The sequence below is a fragment of the Nocardiopsis sp. NPDC007018 genome, assembly GCF_040635075.1.
Classification (GTDB): Bacteria; Actinomycetota; Actinomycetes; order Streptosporangiales; family Streptosporangiaceae; genus Nocardiopsis.
Genome location: NZ_JBEYHA010000050.1, coordinates 1 through 23,024, shown reverse-complemented (window position 1 = coordinate 23,024; position 23,024 = coordinate 1). Strand labels below are relative to the sequence as shown.

Genomic DNA, 23,024 nt, shown 5'->3' with positions numbered 1-23,024 from the left:
CTTCCCCTCCACCTCCATTGTCGGGACCGGGCCTCGGGAAACCGGAGAGGGAGGGCCCGCGCGTTGTCGGGCCCCGCCCGTCAGCGCGCGAAGGCCTCCCCCACGTTCGCGGCCAGTTGGAGGTAGGCGTCCCTGGTCGCGGGTGCCAGCTGTTCCAGGTCGACCTCCGCGCCCTCCTCCAGGTGCCCGTCCCAGGGCACCCGCACCACGGACCGGCAACGACCGGCGAAGTGCTCCTCAAGCCGGTTGAGGTCGACGCTGCTCTTGCTGTTGGAGCGGACCATGGACAGCACCACGGCGGCGCCGCGCACGAGCCCGCCGTGGCCGTGGGCGTCCAGCCAGTCGAGGGTGGCGCTGGCGCTGCGCGCCCCGTCCACGGAGGCCGAGCTGACCAGCACGACCTGGTCGGCCAGGCCCAGCACCCCGCGCATGGCGGCGTGCAGGAGCCCCGTGCCGCAGTCGGTGATGCAGATGGAGTAGAAGTGCTCGACGATCCGGGCCACCTCGCGGTAGTCGGCGTCGCTGAACGCCTCCGAGACCGCCGGGTCGCGGTCGGAGGCGAGGATCTCCAGCCTGCTGGGGGCCTGTGAGGTGAAGCCGCGGATGTCGGCGTAGCGCGACACCAGGTGGCGTTCGTTGAGCAGGTCCCGGATGGTGGCCGCGGTCTCCAGGCGCACCTTGTCCGAGAGCGTGCCCCGGTCGGGGTTGGCGTCGACCGCGAGGACCCGGTCTCCGCGCAGGGAGGCCAGGGTGGCGCCCAGGGCCACGGTGGTCGTGGTCTTGCCGACCCCGCCCTTGAGGCTGAGGACCGCGACCCGGTGGTGCCCCGACGCCACCGGTGTGCAGGCGCGGGCGACCAGCTCGCGTTCGCGCAGCACCTTCGGGGACTCGCCCGGGTTGATCAGGCCGAGGCTGGCGCTGTGCACGGCCTTGCGCCATCCGCCGCTGGGCCCGTAGCGGCGGTTGCGGACGAGGGTGGCCGCGCTGAGGGAGTCGGAGGTCTCGCCCTGGTCGGGGTGCGTGCCCGGGTGGGTGCCCGGGTGGGTTCCGGGCTGCCGCGCGGGCGCCGGGGTACCGGCCCAGGGGTGGGCGGGCGAGAGGGGCGGGGGAGCCTGGCCCGGCCCGGCGGCGGGTCCGGGGCCCGAGGCGGGTCCGGAGACGGGCTGGGGGCCGCTCTCACGCGGTCCGGTCAGGGACGGGGGCGGTACGGGGCGCTCGGGCGCCGGACGGCCGGAGGGGGCGGGCGGCTGCGAGGCGGGCGGCTCCGGAACGGGCGCGGACCACGGGGACGGCCCGGCGGGGTCCGGGCCGGGGCCCAGGCCTTCGGTGTGGTCGACGCGGTCCGCCTCCAGCGGAGGCAGCTGCTCGGGTTCGGGCACGTCGGAGTCGCCGGACACCCGGCGCGGCGCCAACGGGTCCCGTTCCTCCCCCTTCGGCCCGCCGAGCCGCTGGGGACGCTGGGGCCGACGCTCCTCCTCCCAGGGGCCGACCGCACGGGCCCGCCGGTCACGGGGGCCGGGCATCAGGCGCACCGTCGCGCTCCGGCCTTCCTCGGGGTCCTCCGGCATGTCGTCGTCCCCGCCCTCGGGCTCGGGTCCCGGAGCCGGGAAGGCGGTCCCGGGTGTCGGAGGAGGCGTGTCCTCGGGGAGGCGCGCGTAGGGCGGCGGGGGCGGTGCCGCGCCCTCGAACCCCCCAAACCACTGTTCCCGGGGCGTGGGCGCTGACGCGGCCGCACCCGGCGCGTCCCCGCTCTCCGCCTCCGCGAACTCCACCGGGTCGTCGGTCCGCGGCCGGATCGACTCCGTACGCTCCTGCGGCTCCGGTCCGGCGCCTGACCCGTTCTGTTCCTGCTGTGCCACCGGGGCTCTCCTGCGTCGAGGGGTGTGTTGTGGAGGAAGGGCCCTGCCGGTGTCGGCCGGGGGCGGGCCCTCGGGGTTCTCATACCCGCGCTGGACCAGCAAAGCATCCTTCCCGGCGCCCTGGACAGAGAGATCCCGATTCCCGAGGGGACCTCCTCCCCCCGAGCCCCGGGTCTGGGTACTGTCGGCCCCATGCACGCGATCAGAATCACCGAACCCGGCGGGCCCGAGGTCCTGGCCTGGTCCGAGGTCCCCGATCCCGTCGTCCAGAGGGGCGAGGTCCTGGTGGAGGTGGAGGCCACCGCGGTCAACCGCGCCGACGTCTCCCAACGCCAGGGCTTCTACCCACCCCCGCCCGGCGGTTCCGAGTACCCGGGGCTGGAGTGCTCGGGCACCATCGCCGAGCTGGGCCCCGGCACCGAGGGAACCGGCTGGCGTGCGGGCGACCGGGTGTGCGCCCTGCTCACCGGCGGCGGGTACGCGGAGCGGGTGGCCGTCCCGGTCGGCCAGCTCCTCCCGGTTCCGCGCGGAGTGAGCCTGACCGACGCGGCGGCACTGCCCGAGGTGGCCTGCACCGTGTGGTCCAACCTCGTCATGGTCGGCGGGCTGCGCGCCGGGCAGACCGTCCTGGTCCACGGCGGCGGGAGCGGGATCGGCACGTTCGCCGTCCAGTTCGCCCGCGCCCTGGGCGCCCGGGTCGCGGTCACCGCGGGCAGCGAGGAGAAGCTGGCCCGCTGCCGCGAGCTGGGCGCCGAGATCACCGTGAACTACCGCACCGAGGACTTCGCGGAGGTGGTGCGGGCCGCGGGCGGCGCCGACCTGATCCTCGACATCATGGGCGGCTCCTACCTGGACGCCAACCTGCGTTCGCTGGCCACCAACGGCCGCCTGGTGATCATCGGGCTGATGGGCGGCGGATCGTCCGAGATCGACCTCGGCCGCATGCTGGTCAAACGCCTCTCCGTCCAGGCCACCACGCTCCGCTCCCGCCCTCCGGCCGAGAAGGAGCGGATCGTCTCGGGAGTACTGGAGCAGGTTTGGCCGTTGGTAGAGGAAGGAACCGTCCGCCCCGTCGTGGACCGCGCACTACCCATGCGGGAGGCGGCGGAGGCGCACCGCGTGATGGAATCGAGCGCGCACACAGGCAAGATCCTTCTCACCCGTTGACAGCGTGCCGGACACAGCCGAACTAGGGGATCGATGAGCAACGCAGACGACCAGAGGGAACCGCAGGTCCTGGTGGTGGGGTCCGACGACCACCACGGGTCCGGTGGTGAGGACGAGACCGGGGAGCCGCGCACCCTGGCCGACATGGTGGAACAGCCCGCCAAGGTGATGCGGATCGGCAGCATGATCCGTCAGCTCCTCGACGAGGTGAAGGCGGCCCCGCTCGACGAGGCCAGCCGCACCCGGCTGAAGGAGATCCACACCTCCTCGATCAAGGAGTTGGAGGACGGGCTCGCCCCCGAGCTCATCGAGGAGCTGGAGCGGCTGACCCTGCCGTTCGCCGAGGGGTCGGCGCCCAGCGACGCCGAGCTGCGGATCGCCCAGGCCCAGCTGGTGGGCTGGCTGGAAGGGCTGTTCCACGGTATCCAGACCACCCTGTTCGCCCAGCAGATGGCGGCCCGGGCGCAGCTGGAGAACATGCGCAAGGCGCTGCCCCCGGGGGTGTCCGGGCTCCAGGCCCAGGGCCCCGGCGCCGAGGGCCAGGAGGACCGCCCCCACATGGGGTCGGGCCCCTACCTGTAGCCCGGACACGGCGGAGCCCGCCCCTCGCGGGAGGGGCGGGCTCGGCGGTGGTGCCTACTTCTTGGCCTTGGCGGCCTGGACCGGCTCCAGGACGTCCTTGCCCAGGTAGGGGCGCAGGGCCTCGGGGACGACGACGGAGCCGTCCGCGCGCTGGTGGTTCTCCAGGATCGCGACGATCCACCGCGTGGTGGCGAGCGTGCCGTTCAGGGTGGCGGCGAAGCGCGGCTTGCCGTCCTCGTCCCGGTAGCGGACGTTGAGGCGGCGGGCCTGGAACTCCGTGCAGTTGGACGTGGAGGTCAGCTCGCGGAAGGTGCCCTGGGTGGGAACCCACGCCTCGCAGTCGTACTTGCGGGCGGCGCTGGTGCCCAGGTCGCCTCCGGCGATGTCGACCACGCGGTAGGGCAGTTCGAGCTTGTCCAGCATCTCGCGCTCCCACGCCAGGAGCCGCTGGTGCTCCTCGTGCGCCAGTTCGGGGCGGGTGTAGACGAACATCTCCACCTTGTTGAACTGGTGGACGCGGATGATGCCGCGGGTGTCCTTGCCGTAGGAACCGGCCTCGCGCCGGAAGCAGGAGGACCAGCCCACGTAGCGGTTGGGCAGGGCGTCGGCGGGCAGGATCTCGCCCCCGTGGTACCCGGCCAGCGCCACCTCGGAGGTGCCCACCAGGTACTGGTCGTCGGCGGGCAGGTGGTAGACCTCGTCGGAGTGCTCGCCGAGGAACCCGGTGCCCTCCATGGTCTCGGGCTTGACCAGCACCGGCGGGATCATCGCGGTGAACCCGGCCCCGATGGCCTGGTTCATCGCCATGTTCAGCAGTGCCAGCTCCAGTTGGGCGCCCACGCCGGTGAGGAAGTAGAACCGGGAGCCGGAGACCTTGGCGCCGCGCTCCATGTCGATGGCGCCGAGCATCTCGCCCAGTTCCAGGTGGTCGCGCGGGGTGAAGTCGAACTCGCGGGGCTCGCCCACGGTCTCCAGGACCACGAAGTCGTCGACGCCGCCCTCGGGGGCGCCCTCCTCCACGAGGTTGGGCACGCGCACCAGGAGGGCGTCGAGGTCGTCGCCGAGCCGACCGGCCTCGGCTTCGGCCTCCTTGACCTCGGCGGAGAGCGCCTTGGCCCGGGTCAGTAGTTCCTCGCGCTCCTCGGGGGAGGCCTTGGAGACGGACTTGCCCACGCTCTTCTGCTCGGCGCGCAGGGTCTCGAACCGGGTCAGCGCCGCGCGCCGACTGGAGTCGAGTTCCAGCAGCCGGTCGGCCACGGCGGGGTCCTCGCCACGGGCCCGCTGCGATGCACGGAGTCGTTCGGGGTCTTCTCGAAGAGCGCGAAGGTCGATCACGTCTTGCAGGTTACCGCCCGCCCCACCCCCGACCCACATCTTTTACCGACAGTGACGTCATGATCGGTCTCCGGCGCCGTATCCCCATCGAAGGGCCGAACAGGGGGCGTGAGCCTCCGGCGGCACGCCGACCGTGTGGGGGAGAAGTCGTGAAACCGCTGGGTGAGATGACCACCGAGGAACTCTCCGATGCCCTGGAGGCCTTGGACGACGCCCGTCCGGGTGACACCGCGCTCCGGCTGGCGCTCTACCTGGAGCTGCGCCGGGCCGCCGCCGAGGAGTGGCTGTTCGACGAGAACCCCACCGCCCCCGCCGAGGCCAACTGACCCGCGCGGGACGCCCTCCTGCCCGAGCCGGGCCCCCGACCACCGACCTCAACCACAGGTGAACACCCACCCGCCCGCTCAATCACAGGGGGGTCTTTCCGTTCGGCGCCGGAGAGCCTGGGTTTCGGCAACACTGTGCAAGACGAATCAAGCCGCCAGCGAGGAACGAGCCAGGCGCAGATGAGGATGCTGTGCCTACCTCAACCCGAATCCCTCTGCAAAGGCGACGAACCCGGGGCCGAAGCGAAGCGGAGGCCCCAAAAAATACAACCCCGGGGCCGAAGCGAAGCGGAGGCCCCAAAAAAACACAACCCCACATGGTTCAGTCCGTTTCGCCCGACCGTACTCGGGCGAGCCAGCGTTCGGCTTCGGCGAAGTCGGCGTCGGTGGCGGTGCGGGGCCGCATGGCGGGGGTGGTCTCGGTGTCGCGGTCGCCGCGCGGATAGCTGCCGAGGAACCGCACGTCGCGGCAGACCCGGCGGATGCCCATGAGGGCCTCGCCCACGCGTGCTTCGCTGACGTGGCCCTCGGCGTCGATGCAGAAGCAGTAGCTGCCGAGGCCGTCTCCGGTGGGGCGGGATTCCAGGCGGGTGAGGTTGACGCCGCGGACGGCGAACTGGTTGAGGACCTCGATGAGCGCGCCGGGGTGGTCGTCGGTGATGAAGGCGACGAGGGAGGTCCGGTCGGCGCCGGTCGGCTCGGGGAGGGTGCCTGCGCGTGAGAGGTAGATGAAGCGGGTGGCAGCGTCGGAGCGGTCGCCGACCCCGGTGGCCAGGGCGTGCAGACCGTAACGCTCTCCGGCGATGACCGCGCAGATCGCGGCGTCGTAGGGGGCTCCGGGTTCGGAGACGGCGCGGGCGGCGGCGGCCGTCGAGGAGACGGTGTGGGTGTCGGCGTCGGGGAGGTGGCGGGCGAGCCAGCCGCGGCACTGGGCGAGGGCGTGGGGGTGGGTGGCGACCCGTTTGACGTCCTCGAGCACGGTGCCGTGTCGGACGAACAGGGCGAACTCGACCGGGACGGCGGTTTCGCCGGTGATGAGCAGGGGTTCGCCGCTGATGAGTTCGGCGATGGTGGCGGTGACGCCGCCCTCGACGGAGTTCTCCAGGGGGACGACCCCGCCGTCGACGGCCCCGGCCCGCACCGCGTCGAAGACCGCCGCCACGCCGTCGCACGGGACGCGGGACTCGTGGGTGGCTTCGGGGCGCAGGGCACGCAGGGCGGCTTCGGTGAAGGTGCCCTCGGGGCCGAGGTAGGCGTAGCGGTTGGGCATGCTGTTCAGGCTATACGCAGCGGGTCGCCGGGGGTGGTCAGTTCTCGGGTCGGGGGCGCGTCGCCGTGGTGCCCTGCGGTTCGTCGGTGTCGTCGGGCTGGTCGGGGCCTGTCCGGGGGTCGGTCTCCGGCCCGGGGATGACGGTGACCAGGGCGTCGGCGCCCTCGGGGGCGGCGGGGACCCGTCGCTGGGCGGGTGCGGCCGGTGCGGGGGCGGGGTCGGGCAGGGTGGCGCCGATCCCGTTGCCCAGGCGCGCCGAGCGGATCACCCGGTACTCCTCGGGGCTGAGCAGGTGGTCGGCCTCGCCCCGGGTGACGGCCTTGGCGTAGGTGCGGGTCTCGGTGCGTCCGTTGATGGAGGTCATGACCACCCCGTCGCCGTGGCTGTTGAGCATGGCCAGGGAGAAGGAGCGCGCGCCGGACATCTCCTCCAGGGCGTCGTAGTGCAGGACGGCGACGTCGCGGACGGCCCGGGGGTCGGCCCCCGAGGCGTTGACCGCGAGGGCGCGTTGGGCCAGGGTCTGGTACTCCTCCCGGACCCGGTGGGTCCGGTACAGCGCGTACACGCCGAGGGCGAGCCCGGTCAGCCCGGCGAGCAGTGCGATGGTGGCGATGATCGTCGTGAACACAGCGCGAGCGTATCCCCACGCATCGCGTCCGTGGGGTTACTCTTGGCGATTTTTGCGAGTAATGTGCCCGGTTTTTCGGCGGGTCGCGCGACCGTCCGCGTGGTCGCCCGCCGTCACTCCGCGCCAGGTCCGCCGCAGGGCGGGCCCCAGTTCGCGTACGGAGAGGGCGCGGGCGACGTCGACGAACTGGTGCGCGCGGTGCAGTTGGGCCCGCAGGTCGGTGCCGGTCGCGCGGTGCTCCAGCGGGACCTCGACCTCCACCACCCGGAAGCCGCCGTGCAGCACGTCGATGGTGAGTCCGGTCTCCACACCGAAACCCGGTGCCAGCGGCAGGGCCGCCTCGAAGGCGGCGCGGGTCACACAGCGCTGACCGTTGAGCGGCTGCTCGGGTTCCCAGCCCGTGGAGCGGCGCACCCCCTCCCGGGCCAGGCGGACGACGAACCCGTGCCCGCCCAGTCGCAGCCTGGTGGCCGGGAACAGCGCGATGGTCATGTCGGCCGTCCCCGCGAGCACCGGTTCGACCAGGGGTGCCGCGTCCTTGGCGGTCTCTCCGAGGTCGGCGTCGAGGAAGAGCAGGTGGCGGGGGGGCCGCACCGCGCCCTCGGCCGCCTCGCGCTCCTCGGTGAGGCGTACGCCCTCGGCTCCGGTCTCCATGGCCGCGCCCTTGCCCCGGTTGCGGGCGTGCCTGAGCACCCGGGCGCCCGCCTCCAGGGCGAGGTCGGTGGTGCGGTCGGTGGAACCGTCGTCGACCACCATGACCAGGTCGACGCCGGGCAGCGTGTGCGCGGCGACGACGGTGCTGCCGATACGGTCGGCCTCGTTCTTGGCGGCGATCACCACGGCGACCGCCGCTCCGTTCGGTCCGGTGGACCCTTCTCGTGCCACGGACACCCGGCTACTGCGCCGTGCCGGTTCCCGCGGCCACCCGGGACGCGTCGATGTCCGGGTGGATCACGAAGACCTCGTCCAGGCCGGTGACCTGGAGGACCTTCATGACCGCCGGCTTGGGCGCCACGAGTTCCAGGTCCCCGCCCCGGTCACGCGAGCGCTTCATCGCGGAGAGCAGGACGCTGATCCCGGTCGAGTCGCAAAAGTCCGCCCTGGACATGTCGACGACCAGGCGCCGTACCCCCAGTTCCAGGGAATCGACGAGTTCGGTCCGCAGCCGGGGTGCCGTGTACAGATCGATCTCACCGCCCACGGTTACCACTGCGACGTCATCTTGAGATCGGCTTGATATGTTCAACTCCACAGTCGTGACTGTAGCGTCCGGGCCAGGGCCAGGCCACCTCGTTGGCGGCGTTTCGCTACATCGGTCACGTTCCTCCACCCGGAGACAGCGACGCCCCAGGTCACCGGGGTGGTGGGGCGGTGTCCGCCGGTCAGGGCAGGACACTCCACGCTGGTTGTCCCGTCCCGCTGCCGAGGTCGAGTTCGACCACGTCGGTCCCGTGGGCGCGGCCGTGCCCCTCCCGTGAGGAGGCGGGGTGCCGCGCGGCGGTGCCGTCCGGTTCCCCGGAGATCTCCAGCACCGCCCACACGGTGGTCGTGGTCGCGTCCATCTCGGTGCCCCAGCGGCCCGCCAGGGTCTGCACGATGCCCAGTCCGCGCCCACCCAGGCCGGACAGCGAGGGCTGGGACACCCGGGGCAGGGTGGTCGAACCGCCGTCGCGGACCGAGATCTCCAACCAGTCGGCCGTGGGGGCGATCGGGTCGACCTCGGCGCGCCAGCACACGCCGACGGTGTCCTCCGGGAGCGGACTCGCGTGTCTGAGGGCGTTGCTGACCAGTTCGCTGAGGATCAGGGCCGCGTCGTCGACCTGGTCCGCCCTGACGTCGAGGGCGCGCAGGTCCGCGCAGAGCGCCTGTCTGGCCCCGGTGACGCTCTCGGGAACGTAGGGAAGAATGACGCTTCGCTCGACCTTTCGGGGCGTCTGTCGGCCCCCGTCGTCGTGTGCGGCGTTGTCTCCTGACACAGCTTCGTCCCCGCGAGTTCGTGCTTCTCGGTCGGCCGGAACTCGCCCGATGTGTGCCGGCGAATTCCACCAGGGGTGGAAATGCCCCGATCCCTCGCAGGGGAAACCAGCCGGTGGGCGAATCGGCGGGGACGATCACCGGGCCGACCGCGCACAGCTCCGACGTGGCAGGGCTTGTGGGGCTGTTGAGGTTTTTGTTGTTTTCCGTGGGTCGGCGTGTCCGTTCTACGCCTTTGCCGTGGGAACCTTCGGTTCCGCCCCCTCCGGAACCGTTTCGGGCGCCGGAACACCGAGCTCGGCGTCCTCGCCCCGGTGGCGGGGCAGCGTGACCCGCATACGGGTGCCGTTCTCCAGCCGGTGCGCGGTCACCTCACCGCCCTGCTCGCGCACCAGCTGGCGCACGATGTACAGGCCGATCCCGAGCCCGCTGTACCCCCGGCGGTCGCCCCGCTCACCGCTCTGGAAGAACCGCTCGAAGATGCGCTCCTCGTCACCGGCGTCGATCCCGATGCCCTCGTCGTCCACGTGGATGGTGACGGTGTCCTCGCCCTCCTGCACGGTGACCCGCACGGTCCCCCCGCTCGGCGAGAACTTCAGGGAGTTCTCCAACAGCTGGTCGATGACCATCCCCGTGACCAGGGGGTCGCCCACCGTCCACAGGGTTCCGCCGGAGTCCAGGATCAGCTCCTGCCGTTCGGCCAGGGGGCGGAAGGCCGTCACCGACTGCCCCAACAGCTCCACCAGGTCGAAGGGCACCCGGTCCACGGTCATCTCGCCGCTGGCCACGTCCGACCCGAGCCGCAGACGCTCCACCAGCTTGGCCAGTGAGCGGGCGCGGTCCAGGATGATCTCGCTCGCCTCCTGGCGCCCCTCCGGCCCCAGCCGCTCCCCTTTTCGGGACAGCAGGGCCGCGTACCCCTGGATCACCGTCACCGGGGTGCGCAGCTCGTGACCGGTGCTGGCCAGGAAGAACTCGCGCTCCTCCTCCAACGCCTTCTGCGCCGTGATGTCGCGGAAGTCCACCACCCACTCCTGGGTGTCGGGGATGCGCGCCATGAGGATCTCCAGCCAGCGGCCGCCCTCGTTCTTGTGCTTGACCGGCTCACCGTGCGCGGCCGGAATCGGGAACGGCGGGTGCCGCCCCTCCATCTCCTCGAACGAGTACCCGGTCAGCTCCGCCGCCGACCGGTTCCACTTGCGAACCTTGCCGGTGGAGTCCAGGACGGCGATCCCGTCTGCGCTGGAGTCCGACACCGCCTGTTCCCTGGCCCGCTGGAGCTTGAGCTCCTCATAGGCCATCGCGTTCCCTATCGCCACCCCGGCGTGCTCGGCCAGGAGCTCCAACAGCTCCAGCTCCACGTGCCCCACCCGGCGTTCGCTGTAGAGCGCGTACAGGGCGCCGTAGGGGCGGCTCTGCACGTTGGACACACACAGGGCGATGGTGTGCAGTCCGGGGAGGTCGGCCCAGACCAGGTCGTCCAGGCTGCGGGTGGCGCTGTTGGCCAACAGCACGGACTTGCCGCTGCGCAGGAGCTCGCCGAACAGACTGGACTCCAGGGGCGCGCTCACCCCGTACAGCTCCTCCGAGAGGTGGGTGAGGCTCACCAGCTCCACCCGGTTCTCGTTGAGCAGGACGAACCCGCCCGCGTCGGCCCCGGTCAGCTCGGTGAGGCTGCTGATGATGCGGTCCAGGACCGACTTGAGGCTGAGGTCCGCGTTGATGTCGGCGACAACGTCGGTCAGTCGGCGTACCAGCCGTGCGCGCTCCATGGCGGAGGTCTGCGCCTGGACCTCCTTCTCGCTCGGGTAGAGCACCAGCACCCACCCGGCGTGCCGCCCCCGGTCATCGTGCACGCAGCCGGTGCTGACCCGCACGTCGACGGCGGTGCCGTCACGGCGCATGCGGCGCGTGAAGATCGTCAGAGGGGTCCCGGCGCGCACCTGTTCGAGCACCGCGCCGTACTCGGGTCGCAGTTCCTTGGGGATGATCGGCAGCTCACCGCCGAGGACCTCGGCGGCGGGCCAACCGAACATCCGCTCCGCCGCCGGGTTCCAGACGGTGACCCGGTGCCGGTCGTCGATGCCGATGACCGCGTCCGCCGAGGACTCCAGGACGGCTTCGGCACTGAGGGGCGCGCGGTCGGAACTCACGACGTCATAGTGCCATTCGAGGGGCCCCGCGTGGCGGGGCTTCGCACAATCCGACCAAATTCAACGACTCCCACGTCACAGTGTCACCACTAGATGACCGTGGGCTCACCCTCGCCCTCGGCCGCCATGTCCCTGGCGGCGTGCTGCCAGGCGCCCATGCCCCCGGACACGTTGACCGCGTCCCAGCCGGCCTGGTTGAGCGCCGTCGTGGCCTGGGCCGAACGCCCGCCCGAACGGCAGATGACGTAGACCCTCTGGTCCTTGGGTACCTCCCCCGCGCGCTCCCCCAGCGTCCGCAGCGGGATGTGCACGGCGCCCGGGGCGTGGCCCGCCCGCCACTCGTCGTCCTCCCGGACGTCCAGCAGATAGGCGTCCTCGGGAACGTCGTGGACGAGTACCTCGGCGACCTGCTCACCGAACATGTTGGTGACCCCCTGTGTCAGGTGTGTTCTGAAAAGTGAGAAACGGCGGAACCCGCGTGGCGGGCCCTCCGTCCAACCAGTATGCGCAAGCACACCTTCGCAACGGCACTGCCGACCCGCCTCGCCGCACTCGCCGCTCTCGGCCTGATCCTCACGGCCTGCGGCAACGAGCCCTCCGAGGTGAGCGCACCGGCCCCCGACGATACGACGACCGACGAGTCCGCCGAGGTGGAACTCGTGATCGACCGCTCCCTGTCCGACGAGGACGGCCTCACCCCCGAGGAGGGGTTCGAGGAGGGCGAGTGGACGCTCACGTGCTCCCCCGTGGGCGGAGACCACCCCGACCCCGAGTCCGCCTGCGCCGAGATCGAGTCGACCGGCGCCGAACCCTTCACCCTCGACACCAGCGACGACATGTGCACGATGCAGGTCGGCGGCCCCGAGGTCGTCCGCGTCACCGGGCACGTGAACGGCACCGAGATCGACACCGAGTTCACCAAGCTCAACGGCTGCGAGATCGACCGCTTCCAGCAGGTCGGCACGGTCCTCAACCCGTGACCGGTCGGGAGGGGCGGACCCGGTCCGCCCCTCCCCCTCCCTAGCTGTAGGGGGTGTCCCAGAAGGACACCTCGTGGCGCATGCCCTCCAGGAAGAAGCGCTCCGCCCGCTCCGGGTCGGGATCGGCCTCCTCCAGCATGCGCCCGTACCTCTCGGTCAGCTCCGTGAAGGCCGGGTCGGCGTAGGTGTCGACCCACCGCGCGTACCGGGGGTCCTCGGGCCTGGCCCGGGCCAGTTCGAGCCCGAGGGTGTTGTAGCCCCACATGCAGGGGTAGACGGCGGCCAGCCCGTCCCGGTAGTCGGCGGCCGCGTCCAGGAGCCAGGACGTGTACGCCTCGCAGGCGGCGCCCTTCTCCTTGGTTCCGAGGTCCGCGCCGAACTCGCCGGAGAGCGAGCGGTGCAGTTCGAGCTCCTCCGTCAGGGTGCTGTGCGCGATCCCGACCAGGTCGGCCAGGTGCCCGTCCGGTGCCTGCCAGGCCAGCCGGGAGAAGGCTCGGGCGTAGTCCAGCAGATACAGGTGGTCCTGCTCCAACCAGTACCGGAAGGCCCGTTCGTCGAGATCGCCCCGGGCGATCCCGGCGACCGTCGGGTGTGCGAGCTGCTCGGCGACCAGCGGTCGCCCGATGTCATGGAGTCTGTCGATGATTCCCACACCCGGAGTGTCCCATTCGTCCGGAACCGGGCCCCCACGGTGTCCGGATTCGGCCCCGACCTAACGATCGAAGATCGTTAGGAGGACCACCTGGACGTTGGGGCAACCCGAATACCACCCGTCACTCCAGCCGAAAGCGACTCGGAGACGGCGTCCCCGTCCGGTCAAGGGCGCGTGCCGCGAAGCAGGACGGCCGAGGGCCAAACGGCACACCGGGGCTCTGGGATCACCTCCGAAGACGACCCCGCCCCATTCCCGTGCCGAAAGACCAGCTCAGCCACCACCATGCACCCGACCGCCGACCCGCACCACTCACGTGCCGCGAAGCAGGACGGCCGCAGGCCGAGCGGCACACCGGGGGCCTCGGGGTCACCCCCAGAGGAAACAACGAAGACGACCCTGGGGAGTTGGCCGAAGGCCAACGACCAGGGTCGTCTCGAGTCGAGTGCGCGAGGAGGGATTTGAACCCTCACATCCTTTCGGACACACGGACCTGAACCGTGCGCGTCTACCGTTCCGCCACCCGCGCGGGTGTGAATCATGAAGTTGTGCGGCCAGTCGGTGCGGGCGTTTTGCCTGTTCCCCCTGGCGACATGAGTAAGGCTAGCACGGCTTGAAGGTGGGTTGCACACCGTTTGCGGCGACCCGGGGACGACCGTCCGAAGGGCCCTGACGGGGGTGCGCCTGAAACCAGGGGCACCCGGGCCCGGTTACGATCGTCTACACATACGGAGTGGAGTACAAGGGAGGTACCTCGTGGGAGTGCTCCAACGCTTCGAGCGCAGGCTTGAGGGCATGATCGAAGGCACCTTCGCGATGGCCTTCAAGTCTGAGCTCCAGCCGGTCGAGGTCGCGAGCGCGGTCCAGCGTGAGATGGACGAGCGCGCGGCGATCGTCGCCCAGGGACGCACGCTGGTTCCGAACGACTTCATCGTCGAGCTCTCGGCCAGCGACAAGGAGCGCCTGGAAGTCTACGCCGACAGCCTCGGCCAGGAGCTGTCCAAGCTGGCCCGTGACTACGCGACCGAACAGGGTTACTCCTTCGTCGGTCCGGTGCGGGTCCAGTTCAGGTCGGACGAGGGTCTGAAGACGGGGCGTTTCCGCATCCGTTCGGGCGTCGTCCGCGGAACGATGGTCAAGGACGGAGAGGTCCGTCAGCCGGTCGGCGACCCGGGCCAGGGCGGGGGACCGCGCCAGACCGGGCGTCCCCGTCTGCTGATCTCCCCCGGCGGGGCGACCGCCGAGGGCAACATCGCCAGCCAGGGCATGCAGCAGTCCTTCGAGCTGACCACACCGGTCACCCTGTTGGGTCGCGGCACCGACTGCGACCTGCGCCTGGTCGACAACGGTGTCTCCCGTCACCACGTGGAGATCCGCGTCGACGGCGAGGAGGTCATTCTGGAGGACAAGGGGTCCACCAACGGGACCTTCGTCAACGGACAGCAGGTGCGGCAGGCCAGGCTGGTGGACGGGACCCGGATCAGCCTGGGGCGTACCACCATGACCTTCCGCCGGGACTGATCGCACGGCCCCGAACAGCCGGTCGATCCGGTCGTTCCCGACCGCAACCAACCATCCCGATTCGGCGTCTGAAAGGTCGATGTCCGGGTCAGGCCCGGTATGGACCTGTGTCGGAACTCCGGTCGGGAGGGTAGTCTCCGCGATGACCTGACCGATCGGGCACAATGGCCGCGCCCTGCCGGGCCCGCGGACCAGCGACCCAGACTCACCGACTCGAAGGTGGGGCAGAAACGGTGGCGGCGCCGATGACCGCCACCCCGGCCGAAGCACGACAGGGGCTGAAGAGCAGTTCGATGTCCAACTTGACCCTCATATTGATCAAGATCGCGTACCTCGCGGTGCTTTGGCTGTTCGTCCTCATGGCGGTCGGCGTCATCCGCACGGACCTCTTCGGCCAGTCGAAGAAGAAGCCCCGGAAGAAACCCCGCCCCGCGGCGCGCCCGGCACCGCGCCGCGCTCCTTCGTCGTCCCAGGCCCGCCCGCAGCGTCCCCGCCGCAAGGAGTCGAACGAGCCCACGGTCCTGGCCGTGACCCAGGGCCCGTTGACGGGAACGACGGTCAACCTGTCCTCACAGCCCATCCTCATCGGCCGCGCCCCGGACTCGACCCTGGTCATCACCGATGACTACGCCTCGGGCCGGCACGCGCGCGTCTACTCCGACAACGGCCGCTGGTTCGTCGAGGACCTCAAGTCCACCAACGGCACCTACCTCGGCCAGCAGAAGCTGAACCGCCCCCAGCCCATCACGGTGGGTCAGCCCATCCGTATCGGCAAAACCGTCCTGGAACTGCGCAAATGACAATCGCTCTCCGATACGCGGCGTACTCCGACGTTGGTTGCCTCCGCGAAGGCAACGAAGACTCCGGCTACGCCGGCCAACACCTCCTCGCGGTAGCCGACGGCATGGGCGGTTACGCGGGTGGTGAGGTGGCCAGCTCGATCGCCATCTCGTCCATCCGCCAGCTCGACACCAAGGACGACCCCAGGGCCGAGGAGATGGCCGAGGTCCTCCAGCGCGCGGTCGAGCGCGCCAACGAGTCACTCGCCATCCGCATCCGGCAGGAACCCCAGCTGGAGAACATGGGCACCACCCTGACCGCCATGCTGTGGTCGGGTTCCCAGGTCGCCCTCATCCACATCGGCGACTCACGCGCCTACCTGCTGCGCGGGCCCCGCTTCGAGCAGATCACCCACGACCACACCCTGGTGCAGACCCTCGTCGACGAGGGCAAGATCACCGAGGAGGAGGTCGCCACCCACCCGCAGCGGTCCCTGATCCTGCGCGCGCTGGACGGCAAGACCCCGGTCGACCCGGACATCTCCATCAGCAGGGCGAAGGTCGGCGACCGCTACCTGCTGTGCTCCGACGGGCTGTCCGGTGTGGTCAGCAAGAAGACCATCCACGAGACGCTGGTGGCCGAGACCGATCCGCGGTCGGCCGCCAAGAAGCTCATCGAGCTGGCCATCCGGGGCGGCGGCCCGGACAACATCACCGCCGTCGTCGCGGACGTCATCGAGACGGACACCGACCGCGAGGGGCCCACCGCCGCCTCGCAGACGGTGGGCGCCGCCGACCAGCGCGACGAGTCCACGGGGCCGAACGAGACCAGCCCGGCCCGACGCGCCCAGGAGCTGCGCGGCTCCGGCGGCGGCGACACCGCGGAGCTGGACCCGGTCCGGGAGGAGATCCCGAACCAGGAGGCCGCCCCCGGCTACGGCGCCCCCTACGAGGAGCGCCCCTACGACACCCGTGACGACTACGACGCACCGCCCTCACGCGGCGGGGAGCCCGAGGCGGAGTACCGCACGCGCAGCTGGTGGCCGATCGTCCTGGTCTTCGTGGTGGTGGTCGCCCTGGTCGCGGGCGGCGGCTACTACTTCGGCCGCCAGTACGTGGAGAGCCAGTTCTACGTCGGCCTGTCCCCTGACGGGACGACGGTCAGCGTCTACCAGGGCATCGACACCAACATCGCGGGGATCAGCCTCTCCGAGGAGGTCGACAAGACCGAGATCGAGGTGGCGTCGCTCCCCCAGGCGGACCAGGAGCTGGTGAGGAACACCATCACGGTCCGGGACCGCGCCCACGCGAACGAGCTCGTCGGCGACCTGAACGAGGCCGCCGAGGGTCCCGACGGGGGCTCCTCGAACGGGACGACCGGCACGGCCTCGAACGACTCGAAGGGCGAGAGGGAGACCGAGACCGAGGAATCGGGGTGACCCTGTGAGTACCACCGCGCCAGAGGCGCCCACGGCACTCCCCCCGATCCAGCGCCGCAACGCGGAGCTGGTCCTGATCGGCGTCACCATCGTCATCACCATGGGCGCGATGATGATCTCCGGTCTGAACCTCAACGGTCAGATCCCCGGCGCCACGTGGGGCTACGGCCTCATCTTCGGGGCGCTGGCCCTCGCCACCCACGTGGCGCTGCGGTTCATCGCCCCGTACGCCGACCCCCTGATCCTTCCGTGCGCGCTGTTCCTGAACGGCATCGGCGTCGCGATGATCTGGCGTCTGGACGCCGCGGACTCCGGCGAGATCGAGCACGCGGGCGTCGGCATGCAGCTGATCTGGACCGCGGTCGGCATGGTCATGTGCATGCTCCTGCTGTTCTTCCTCAAGGAACCGCGGGTCCTCCAGCGCTACACCTACCTGAGCGCCCTGGTCGCCCTGATCCTCATCGCCCTGCCGATGGTCCCGGGTCTGGGCGTGTCCGAGTACGGCGCCCGGCGGTGGATCGGTATCGCGGGCCGTACCCTGCAACCCTCCGAGTTCGCCAAGATCGCCCTGGTGATCTTCCTGGCGTCCTATCTGGTGACCAAACGGCAGGTCCTCTCACTTGCCGCCCGGCAGGTGAAGATCGGCCGGTTCAAGATCATGGACCTGCCGCGTGCCCGTGACTTCATGCCGATGGTCGTCGGCTGGGTGGCGGCGATCGGCCTTCTGGTCATCACCAAGGACCTCGGTACCTCGCTGCTGCTCTTCGGCATCTTCCTGGCGATGCTGTACGTCGCCACGCAGCGCTCCTCCTGGGTGATCATCGGCCTCACGGTGTTCGTGGGCGCGGCCGCGCTCGCCTTCCAGCTGTTCTGGCACTTCCGCCAACGTGTCGACATCTGGTTCAACGCCTTCGACCAGGAGGTCTACGACCGCCTGGGCGGCAGTATGCAGCTGGTGCAGGGGCAGATCGGCATGGCCTACGGCGGCCTGTTCGGCACCGGCATGGGCGGTGGTCAGGCCCACTTCATCTTCGCCGCGGACAGCGACTTCATCCTGGCCTCCCTCTCGGAGGACCTGGGGCTGACCGGCGTCATGGCGATCCTGATCGTCATCTTCATCCTCGTGGAGCGGGGCATGCGCATCGCCCTGGCCTCCCGTGAGCTGTTCATCAAGATGCTCGCCACCGGGCTCGCGTTCACCATGTGCTTCCAGGTGTTCGTGGTACTCGGCGGTCTCACCCGGATCATCCCGCTGACCGGTATGACCACGCCGTTCATGGCCGCGGGCGGTTCCGCCCTCATGGCCAGCTGGCTCATGATCGGTCTGCTGCTCCGGATGAGCGACAACGCCCGGCGTCCGGCGCCGCAGGCCATCCAGGACGAGGGGGCCACCCAGGTGATCCGACGATGAACACACCCATCCGACGCCTCAGCGTCTTCTCGATGATCCTGTTCGCCGCCCTGATGCTCCAGCTGACCTACATCCAGGGGTTTCAGGCGGAGGCGATCCGCAACGACTCGCTGAACGCGCGCCAGTACACCGAGCGCCTCAGCCAGCAGCGCGGGCCGATCGTCATCGGTGACGAGAACGTCGCCTTCTCCACGAACGTCGCGGAGGAGGGGGACCCGGCGCGCTACCAGCGCGAGTACGAGGGCGGCACGATGTACACGCCCGCCGTGGGCTCCTTCCGCCGGTTCGGCGCCTCGGGGATCGAGAACACCGAGAACGCCCTGCTGGACGGCAGCGACGACCGCCTGGCCGTGCGCAACTTCCGCGACATCATCACGGGCCGCGAGCCCGAGGGCGCCCGGGTCGAGCTGACCATCGACCCGGCGGTCCAGGAGGCCGGGTTCAACGGCTTCGAGGCCCTGGGCAAGAACGGCGCCGCCGTCGCCCTCGACCCCAACACCGGGGCGATCCTCGGGCTGGTCTCCTACCCGTCCTACGACGGCAACGACGTCTCCAGCATCACCGACGTCACCGAGGCCACCGAGAACTACGTGGCCCTGGAGAACGACCCCAACCAGCCACTACTCAACCGGACGCTGAGCGAGCGCTACCCTCCGGGATCGACGTTCAAGATCGTGACGGCCGCCGCCGCGATCGAGCACCTGGACGCCGGGCCGGACAGCACCCAGGACGCCCCGGACGTCCTGGAGCTGGGGCACCCGCTGCCCAACGCCACCCCGGGGGGCACGTGCAACAACGGGCAGCCGGACACCCTGGCCCACTCCATCCAGATCTCCTGTAACACCTCGTTCGCCAACTGGGCGATCGAGATGGGCGGCGACGCGCTGGCGGACCAGGCGTCGGCGTTCGGCTTCTCCAGGACGCCCGACGAGCGCGACCCGCTGGAGGTGCCCATGGAGGCCGTGCCGAGCCTGGCCCCGGCGGACCAGGACCGCAACATCCTCGGCCGCGCGGGCATCGGGCAGTCCAACGTGGAGGCGACGCCGCTCCAGATGGCCATGGTCGCCGCCGGCGTGGCCAAATCCGGAGAGGTCATGCACCCGTACCTGGTCGACTCCGTTCGTGACGCGGACCGCTCGGTGGTCACCCAGACCACCCCCGAGGTCTACAGCCAGGCCATGAGCGCCAGCACCGCGTCCACGCTCACCGACATGATGGTCCTGGTGACCGGCCCGGGCGGGTCCGGCACCAACGGCGCCATCCCGGGCATGGACGTCGCGGGCAAGACCGGTACCGCCGAGACCGGCGGTGACCGCGGAACCCACAACTGGTTCATCGGTTTCGCACCCGCGGACGACCCGCAGATCGCGGTCGCCGTGGTGATCGAGCACGGTGGCGGCAGCGGTGGCGAGCTCGCCGCGCCGATCGCCCGCCAGATGATGGAGGCAGTGGTCCTGTAGTGAGCGCCTACGAGCCGTCTTCCCAGAACGGCCCCGGTGGACTGGCCGGGGCCGTTCTGAGCAACCGATACCGCCTGGAGGAGCAGATCGGCTCCGGGGGTATGGGCACCGTGTGGCGGGCGACCGACACACTGCTCAACCGTTCCGTCGCGGTGAAGCTGCTGCACCCGGCCCAGATGGCGGAGCCGACGGCACGCGAGCGCTTCCGGACGGAGGGCCGGATCACCGCCGGGCTCTCCCACCCCGGTATCGCCCAGGTCTTCGACTACGGCGAGGAGGACGGCCGCGCGTTCCTGATCATGGAACTCGTGGTCAGCGAGCCGCTGTCGCAGGTCCTGCGGGAGCGGGGGCGGCTCAGCTCCGACCAGACCCTCGACTTCGTGTGCCAGGCCGCCAAGGCGCTCGCGGCGGCGCACGCCCGCGGTGTGGTGCACCGTGACATCAAACCCGGCAACCTGCTGGTGACCGAGGACGGCCAGCTGAAGCTGACCGACTTCGGTATCGCCCGGGGCAACACGTCGGTCACCCTGACCCAGACCGGCATGGTCATGGGCACCGCCCAGTACATTTCGCCCGAGCAGGCGTCGGGGCGGCCCGCGAGCGCGGCCTCCGACCTGTACGCGCTGGGTGTGGTGGCCTACGAGTGCCTGGCGGGGACTCCCCCGTTCACCGGGGACAGCCCCGTGGCCCTGGCCCTGGCGCACACCCGTGACGACCCGCCGGAGCTGCCCGAGTACGTTCCGGCCGAGATCGACGACCTGGTCTTCTCGCTGTTGCAGAAGGACCCGGAGGACCGGCCCGCGTCGGCGGGCGAGGTCGCCCACATGGCGGCGGTCATCCGGTCGAACGCGGGGACCGGTCCGCCCACCCCCTCGACCGGTTTCCACGGCATGGCCCAGACGATGGTGGTCGGCACCGTTGCGGACGGTCCGCGTACCGGACCGTCCGCAACGGTGCGGCGAACCGCCGGGCAGTCGGCCGTAACCCCTGTTCAGGGTGGCGACTCGGCTAACCTGGCCGAGGGTTCTGGGCGGCGTGTCCGCACCCCCGTGGTCCTGGCCGCGGTGGCGGCGACCCTCCTGATCGTCGCCGCGGCGGTGGCGGGGTTCGTCTTCAGCCCGGACCGCGACACCCAGAACGTCAACGACAGCACGAAGCCCCCGACCACCGAGATCTCGCCCACCCCCACCCCCAGTGAGGACGACGAGGACACGGAGGCCGAGGAGCCCCCGCCGGTGGACGACACCCCGCACTGGACGCCCCACCCCGGCGACTGGTCGGAGCCGGAGAGCCCCCTCCCCGACGAGACCGATGGGGAGGAGACGACCCCGCCCGACGACGGCGAGGACGACGGCTCCGAGGAGGAGACCGGACCCGAGGAGCCCGGGGGGACCGACCCGGAGACGCCCCCCGAGGGCGGCGACGGCGGCGATCCCCCGCCCAACGGCAACCCCGGTGGCGCTCCGTGAACAGGTAACAATCAGAGACGATCAGGGTAGGCGGCGGCCCGCGGGCGGCTTCCGGATGACACGAGGATGAGTGCACGACATGTCCCAGCCCCGGCTCCTCGGAGGCCGCTACGAACTCGACACGGTGGTCGGGCGCGGCGGCATGGCCGAGGTTCACCGCGCACGCGACCTCCGGCTCGACCGGCTCGTCGCCATCAAGACGCTCCGGCACGACCTGGCACGCGACCACGTGTTCCAGGCGCGCTTCCGTAGGGAGGCGCAGTCGGCGGCGTCCCTGAACCACCCGGCGATCATCGCGGTGTACGACACCGGCGAGGACATGATCGACGGGGTCTCCATCCCGTACATCGTCATGGAGTACGTGGACGGCCGCACCCTCAAGGAGCTGCTGGACGACGACCGCAAGCTGCTGCCGGAGCGTTCGGCGGAGCTGGTGGACGGCATCCTCAAGGCCCTGGAGTACAGCCACGACAACGGGATCGTCCACCGGGACATCAAGCCCGCGAACGTGATGCTGACCAAGAACGCCGAAGTCAAGGTGATGGACTTCGGCATCGCCCGGTCGATGGACGACAACCAGGCGACGATGACCCAGACCTCCCAGGTCATCGGTACCGCACAGTACCTCTCCCCGGAGCAGGCGCGCGGCGAGCGGGTCGACCCGCGCAGCGACATCTACTCCACCGGTTGCGTGCTCTACGAGCTGCTCACCAACCGCCCGCCGTTCACGGGCGACTCCCCCGTCTCGATCGCCTACCAGCACGTCCGTGAGGACCCGGTGCCGCCGGCCGAGCTGGACCCGCAGATCCCGGAGTGGCTGGAGGACGTCACCCTCCGCGCGATGACCAAGGACCGCGAGGAGCGGTACCAGAACGCCGCCGAGATGCGCGCGGACATCCAGCGCGGCCTGGCGGGGATGCCCACCCAGGCGGGGAACATGGCGGCGGCGGGGGCGACCACGGCGATGCCTCCCGCCGACGACGGGTACGACGACTACGACGATGACTACGACGACTACCGGGACGAGAAGAAGGGCGGATCGGGCAAGGCCGTCCTGTGGTCGCTGCTCGCCCTGGGCGTGATCGGTTCGATCATCCTGGTGTTCGTCCTGATGAACCTGGGCGGCCAGGGCGAGGCCGACACGATGCCCGTCCCCGATCTGGCGGGAAGCACCCAGGCCGAGGCGGAGGCGCAGCTCACCGAGGACGGGTTCGAGAACTTCCGGGCCGAGGAGAGGTCGGACGACGACGTCGAGGAGGGGACGGTCATCGAGACCGACCCCGGTGCCGGGGAGGAGGTGGCGGCCACCGCCTCCATCGTCATCTACGTCTCCTCCGGCCCCGGGGCCCAGGAGGTCCCGAACGTGGAGAACCAGTCGGAGTCCGACGCCATGGCGACGCTCAACGGCGCGGGGTTCGAGAACGTCACCACGGAGCGCAGGGCCGACGACTCCGTCGCGGAGGGCTTCGCGGTGGGTACCGAGCCGGGTTCCGGGACGGACGCGGACCTCTCCGACGAGATCACGCTGATCATCTCGTCCGGCCCCGACCAGGTTCCGGTGCCCGACCTCCAGCGGATGACCCGTGAGCAGGCGGAGAACGCGCTGAGTTCGGCCGGGTTGAGCGCCCAGTTCCAGGAACAGGAGAACGGCGACGCGCCCGAGGGCACCGTCATCAGCCAGTCCCCCGCCGCACAGCAGACCGTGAACGCGGGCTCCACGGTGACCGTGACGCTGGCGGTGGCCCCGGCCGACGTGCCCGACCCCGACCCCTCGGACACCGAGGAGCCGGACAACCCCGAAGAGACCGACAACCCGCCTCCGCCGGACGTCACCCCGCCGGAGGGGGAGGACTTCGTCTTCCGCAGGGACTGACCGGCAGAACGCGCCGACGGCGGCGGGCGGGTGCTCGAACGGAGCCCCGCCCGCCATGCGGGGGCAAGGATTCAGGCGGCAGTGCGGTCGAACGCGACGGGGAGGGCGAACAGCCCGTGCATGATCATGCTGGGCCACCACCGCAG

Annotated in this window: 21 protein-coding genes and 1 tRNA gene; 11 read left to right on the top strand and 11 right to left on the bottom strand. The window is 70.7% G+C overall.

The features are described 5' to 3' along the window. Positions 1-80: 80 nt before the first annotated feature. Positions 81-1,859, bottom strand: coding sequence for an AAA family ATPase (locus ABZ635_RS21890; RefSeq protein WP_357768269.1), 1,779 nt, complete (start codon positions 1,857-1,859; stop codon positions 81-83). Between the two features lie 192 nt (positions 1,860-2,051). Between ABZ635_RS21890 and ABZ635_RS21885 the strand changes: the two genes are divergently transcribed. After that, positions 2,052-3,026 (top strand): NAD(P)H-quinone oxidoreductase, encoded by a 975-nt coding sequence (locus tag ABZ635_RS21885; protein ID WP_357768266.1) that lies wholly within the window; start codon positions 2,052-2,054, stop codon positions 3,024-3,026. A 33-nt stretch (positions 3,027-3,059) separates the two neighbouring features. Then, positions 3,060-3,608, top strand: a complete 549-nt coding sequence (locus ABZ635_RS21880) for a bacterial proteasome activator family protein (RefSeq protein WP_357768263.1) — start codon at positions 3,060-3,062, stop codon at positions 3,606-3,608. Between the two features lie 54 nt (positions 3,609-3,662). On the opposite strand, the gene serS is transcribed toward ABZ635_RS21880, so the two are convergent. After that, positions 3,663-4,943 (bottom strand): serine--tRNA ligase, encoded by a 1,281-nt coding sequence (gene serS / locus ABZ635_RS21875; protein ID WP_357768260.1) that lies wholly within the window; start codon positions 4,941-4,943, stop codon positions 3,663-3,665. 149 nt (positions 4,944-5,092) lie between these two features. On the opposite strand from serS, the gene ABZ635_RS21870 reads away from it, so the two are divergent. Further along, complete coding sequence (locus tag ABZ635_RS21870) at positions 5,093-5,269, top strand: hypothetical protein (RefSeq protein ID WP_357768257.1); 177 nt, start codon at positions 5,093-5,095, stop codon at positions 5,267-5,269. 322 nt (positions 5,270-5,591) lie between these two features. Here the strand turns inward: ABZ635_RS21870 and pheA are convergent, their stop codons facing one another. The 7 genes from pheA to ABZ635_RS21835 all read right to left on the bottom strand — a co-directional run bounded on the left by pheA (position 5,592) and on the right by ABZ635_RS21835 (position 11,716). Beyond that, positions 5,592-6,539 carry a prephenate dehydratase gene (gene pheA / locus ABZ635_RS21865; RefSeq protein WP_357768254.1) on the bottom strand — a complete coding sequence of 316 codons (948 nt, stop codon included), beginning with the start codon at positions 6,537-6,539 and terminating at the stop codon, positions 5,592-5,594. A 37-nt stretch (positions 6,540-6,576) separates the two neighbouring features. Further along, positions 6,577-7,167 (bottom strand): DUF4446 family protein, encoded by a 591-nt coding sequence (locus ABZ635_RS21860; RefSeq protein WP_357768251.1) that lies wholly within the window; start codon positions 7,165-7,167, stop codon positions 6,577-6,579. 36 nt (positions 7,168-7,203) lie between these two features. After that, positions 7,204-8,058, bottom strand: a complete 855-nt coding sequence (locus ABZ635_RS21855; protein ID WP_357768248.1) for a glycosyltransferase family 2 protein — start codon at positions 8,056-8,058, stop codon at positions 7,204-7,206. A 4-nt stretch (positions 8,059-8,062) separates the two neighbouring features. Continuing rightward, positions 8,063-8,419, bottom strand: coding sequence for an STAS domain-containing protein (locus ABZ635_RS21850; RefSeq protein ID WP_357768245.1), 357 nt, complete (start codon positions 8,417-8,419; stop codon positions 8,063-8,065). Between the two features lie 130 nt (positions 8,420-8,549). Continuing rightward, the gene (locus ABZ635_RS21845) at positions 8,550-9,143 is read right to left on the bottom strand and encodes an ATP-binding protein (protein ID WP_357768242.1); all 594 of its coding nucleotides are present in this window, start codon (positions 9,141-9,143) and stop codon (positions 8,550-8,552) included. A 225-nt stretch (positions 9,144-9,368) separates the two neighbouring features. After that, positions 9,369-11,294: a PAS domain S-box protein gene (locus ABZ635_RS21840; protein ID WP_357768239.1), complete on the bottom strand. Its 1,926-nt coding sequence runs from the start codon at positions 11,292-11,294 to the stop codon at positions 9,369-9,371. 89 nt (positions 11,295-11,383) lie between these two features. Beyond that, a complete protein-coding gene (locus ABZ635_RS21835; RefSeq protein ID WP_357768236.1) occupies positions 11,384-11,716 on the bottom strand; it encodes a rhodanese-like domain-containing protein in 333 nt (110 codons plus the stop codon). An 81-nt stretch (positions 11,717-11,797) separates the two neighbouring features. Here ABZ635_RS21835 and ABZ635_RS21830 point away from each other — a divergent pair, with 81 nt between their 5' ends. After that, entirely contained in the window at positions 11,798-12,274 is a 477-nt protein-coding gene (locus tag ABZ635_RS21830; protein WP_357768233.1) for an SSI family serine proteinase inhibitor, read from the top strand. A 40-nt stretch (positions 12,275-12,314) separates the two neighbouring features. Here the strand turns inward: ABZ635_RS21830 and ABZ635_RS21825 are convergent, their stop codons facing one another. Next, positions 12,315-12,926 carry a TenA family protein gene (locus ABZ635_RS21825; protein ID WP_357768230.1) on the bottom strand — a complete coding sequence of 204 codons (612 nt, stop codon included), beginning with the start codon at positions 12,924-12,926 and terminating at the stop codon, positions 12,315-12,317. 446 nt (positions 12,927-13,372) lie between these two features. Further along, positions 13,373-13,455 (bottom strand) — tRNA-Leu (locus ABZ635_RS21820). Between the two features lie 233 nt (positions 13,456-13,688). Here ABZ635_RS21820 and ABZ635_RS21815 point away from each other — a divergent pair. The 7 genes from ABZ635_RS21815 to pknB all read left to right on the top strand — a co-directional run bounded on the left by ABZ635_RS21815 (position 13,689) and on the right by pknB (position 22,878). Continuing rightward, positions 13,689-14,447: a DUF3662 and FHA domain-containing protein gene (locus ABZ635_RS21815; RefSeq protein WP_357768310.1), complete on the top strand. Its 759-nt coding sequence runs from the start codon at positions 13,689-13,691 to the stop codon at positions 14,445-14,447. A 245-nt stretch (positions 14,448-14,692) separates the two neighbouring features. After that, the gene (locus ABZ635_RS21810) at positions 14,693-15,247 is read left to right on the top strand and encodes an FHA domain-containing protein (RefSeq protein ID WP_357768228.1); all 555 of its coding nucleotides are present in this window, start codon (positions 14,693-14,695) and stop codon (positions 15,245-15,247) included. Beyond that, the gene (locus ABZ635_RS21805) at positions 15,244-16,665 is read left to right on the top strand and encodes a Stp1/IreP family PP2C-type Ser/Thr phosphatase (RefSeq protein ID WP_357768225.1); all 1,422 of its coding nucleotides are present in this window, start codon (positions 15,244-15,246) and stop codon (positions 16,663-16,665) included. The genes ABZ635_RS21810 and ABZ635_RS21805 overlap by 4 nt, the downstream gene beginning before the upstream one ends. Positions 16,666-16,669: 4 nt before the next feature. After that, complete coding sequence (locus ABZ635_RS21800; RefSeq protein ID WP_357768222.1) at positions 16,670-18,076, top strand: FtsW/RodA/SpoVE family cell cycle protein; 1,407 nt, start codon at positions 16,670-16,672, stop codon at positions 18,074-18,076. Then, entirely contained in the window at positions 18,073-19,536 is a 1,464-nt protein-coding gene (locus tag ABZ635_RS21795; RefSeq protein WP_357768219.1) for a penicillin-binding protein 2, read from the top strand. The genes ABZ635_RS21800 and ABZ635_RS21795 overlap by 4 nt, the downstream gene beginning before the upstream one ends. Further along, complete coding sequence (locus tag ABZ635_RS21790; RefSeq protein ID WP_357768216.1) at positions 19,536-21,005, top strand: protein kinase; 1,470 nt, start codon at positions 19,536-19,538, stop codon at positions 21,003-21,005. The genes ABZ635_RS21795 and ABZ635_RS21790 overlap by 1 nt, the downstream gene beginning before the upstream one ends. A gap of 79 nt (positions 21,006-21,084) precedes the next feature. Next, positions 21,085-22,878 (top strand): Stk1 family PASTA domain-containing Ser/Thr kinase, encoded by a 1,794-nt coding sequence (gene pknB / locus ABZ635_RS21785; RefSeq protein WP_357768213.1) that lies wholly within the window; start codon positions 21,085-21,087, stop codon positions 22,876-22,878. Positions 22,879-23,024 lie beyond the last annotated feature (146 nt).

Excerpts from the sequence above, each read along its gene's own strand:
- ABZ635_RS21810 (WP_357768228.1), top strand. The coding sequence starts at position 14,693 with ATGACCGCCACCCCGGCCGAAGCACGACAGGGGCTGAAGAGCAGTTCG.
- ABZ635_RS21805 (WP_357768225.1), top strand. The coding sequence starts at position 15,244 with ATGACAATCGCTCTCCGATACGCGGCGTACTCCGACGTTGGTTGCCTC.
- ABZ635_RS21880 (WP_357768263.1), top strand. The coding sequence starts at position 3,060 with ATGAGCAACGCAGACGACCAGAGGGAACCGCAGGTCCTGGTGGTGGGG.
- ABZ635_RS21830 (WP_357768233.1), top strand. The coding sequence starts at position 11,798 with ATGCGCAAGCACACCTTCGCAACGGCACTGCCGACCCGCCTCGCCGCA.
- pknB (WP_357768213.1), top strand. The coding sequence starts at position 21,085 with ATGTCCCAGCCCCGGCTCCTCGGAGGCCGCTACGAACTCGACACGGTG.
- ABZ635_RS21835 (WP_357768236.1), bottom strand. The coding sequence starts at position 11,716 with ATGTTCGGTGAGCAGGTCGCCGAGGTACTCGTCCACGACGTTCCCGAG.
- pheA (WP_357768254.1), bottom strand. The coding sequence starts at position 6,539 with ATGCCCAACCGCTACGCCTACCTCGGCCCCGAGGGCACCTTCACCGAA.
- ABZ635_RS21795 (WP_357768219.1), top strand. The coding sequence starts at position 18,073 with ATGAACACACCCATCCGACGCCTCAGCGTCTTCTCGATGATCCTGTTC.
- ABZ635_RS21885 (WP_357768266.1), top strand. The coding sequence starts at position 2,052 with ATGCACGCGATCAGAATCACCGAACCCGGCGGGCCCGAGGTCCTGGCC.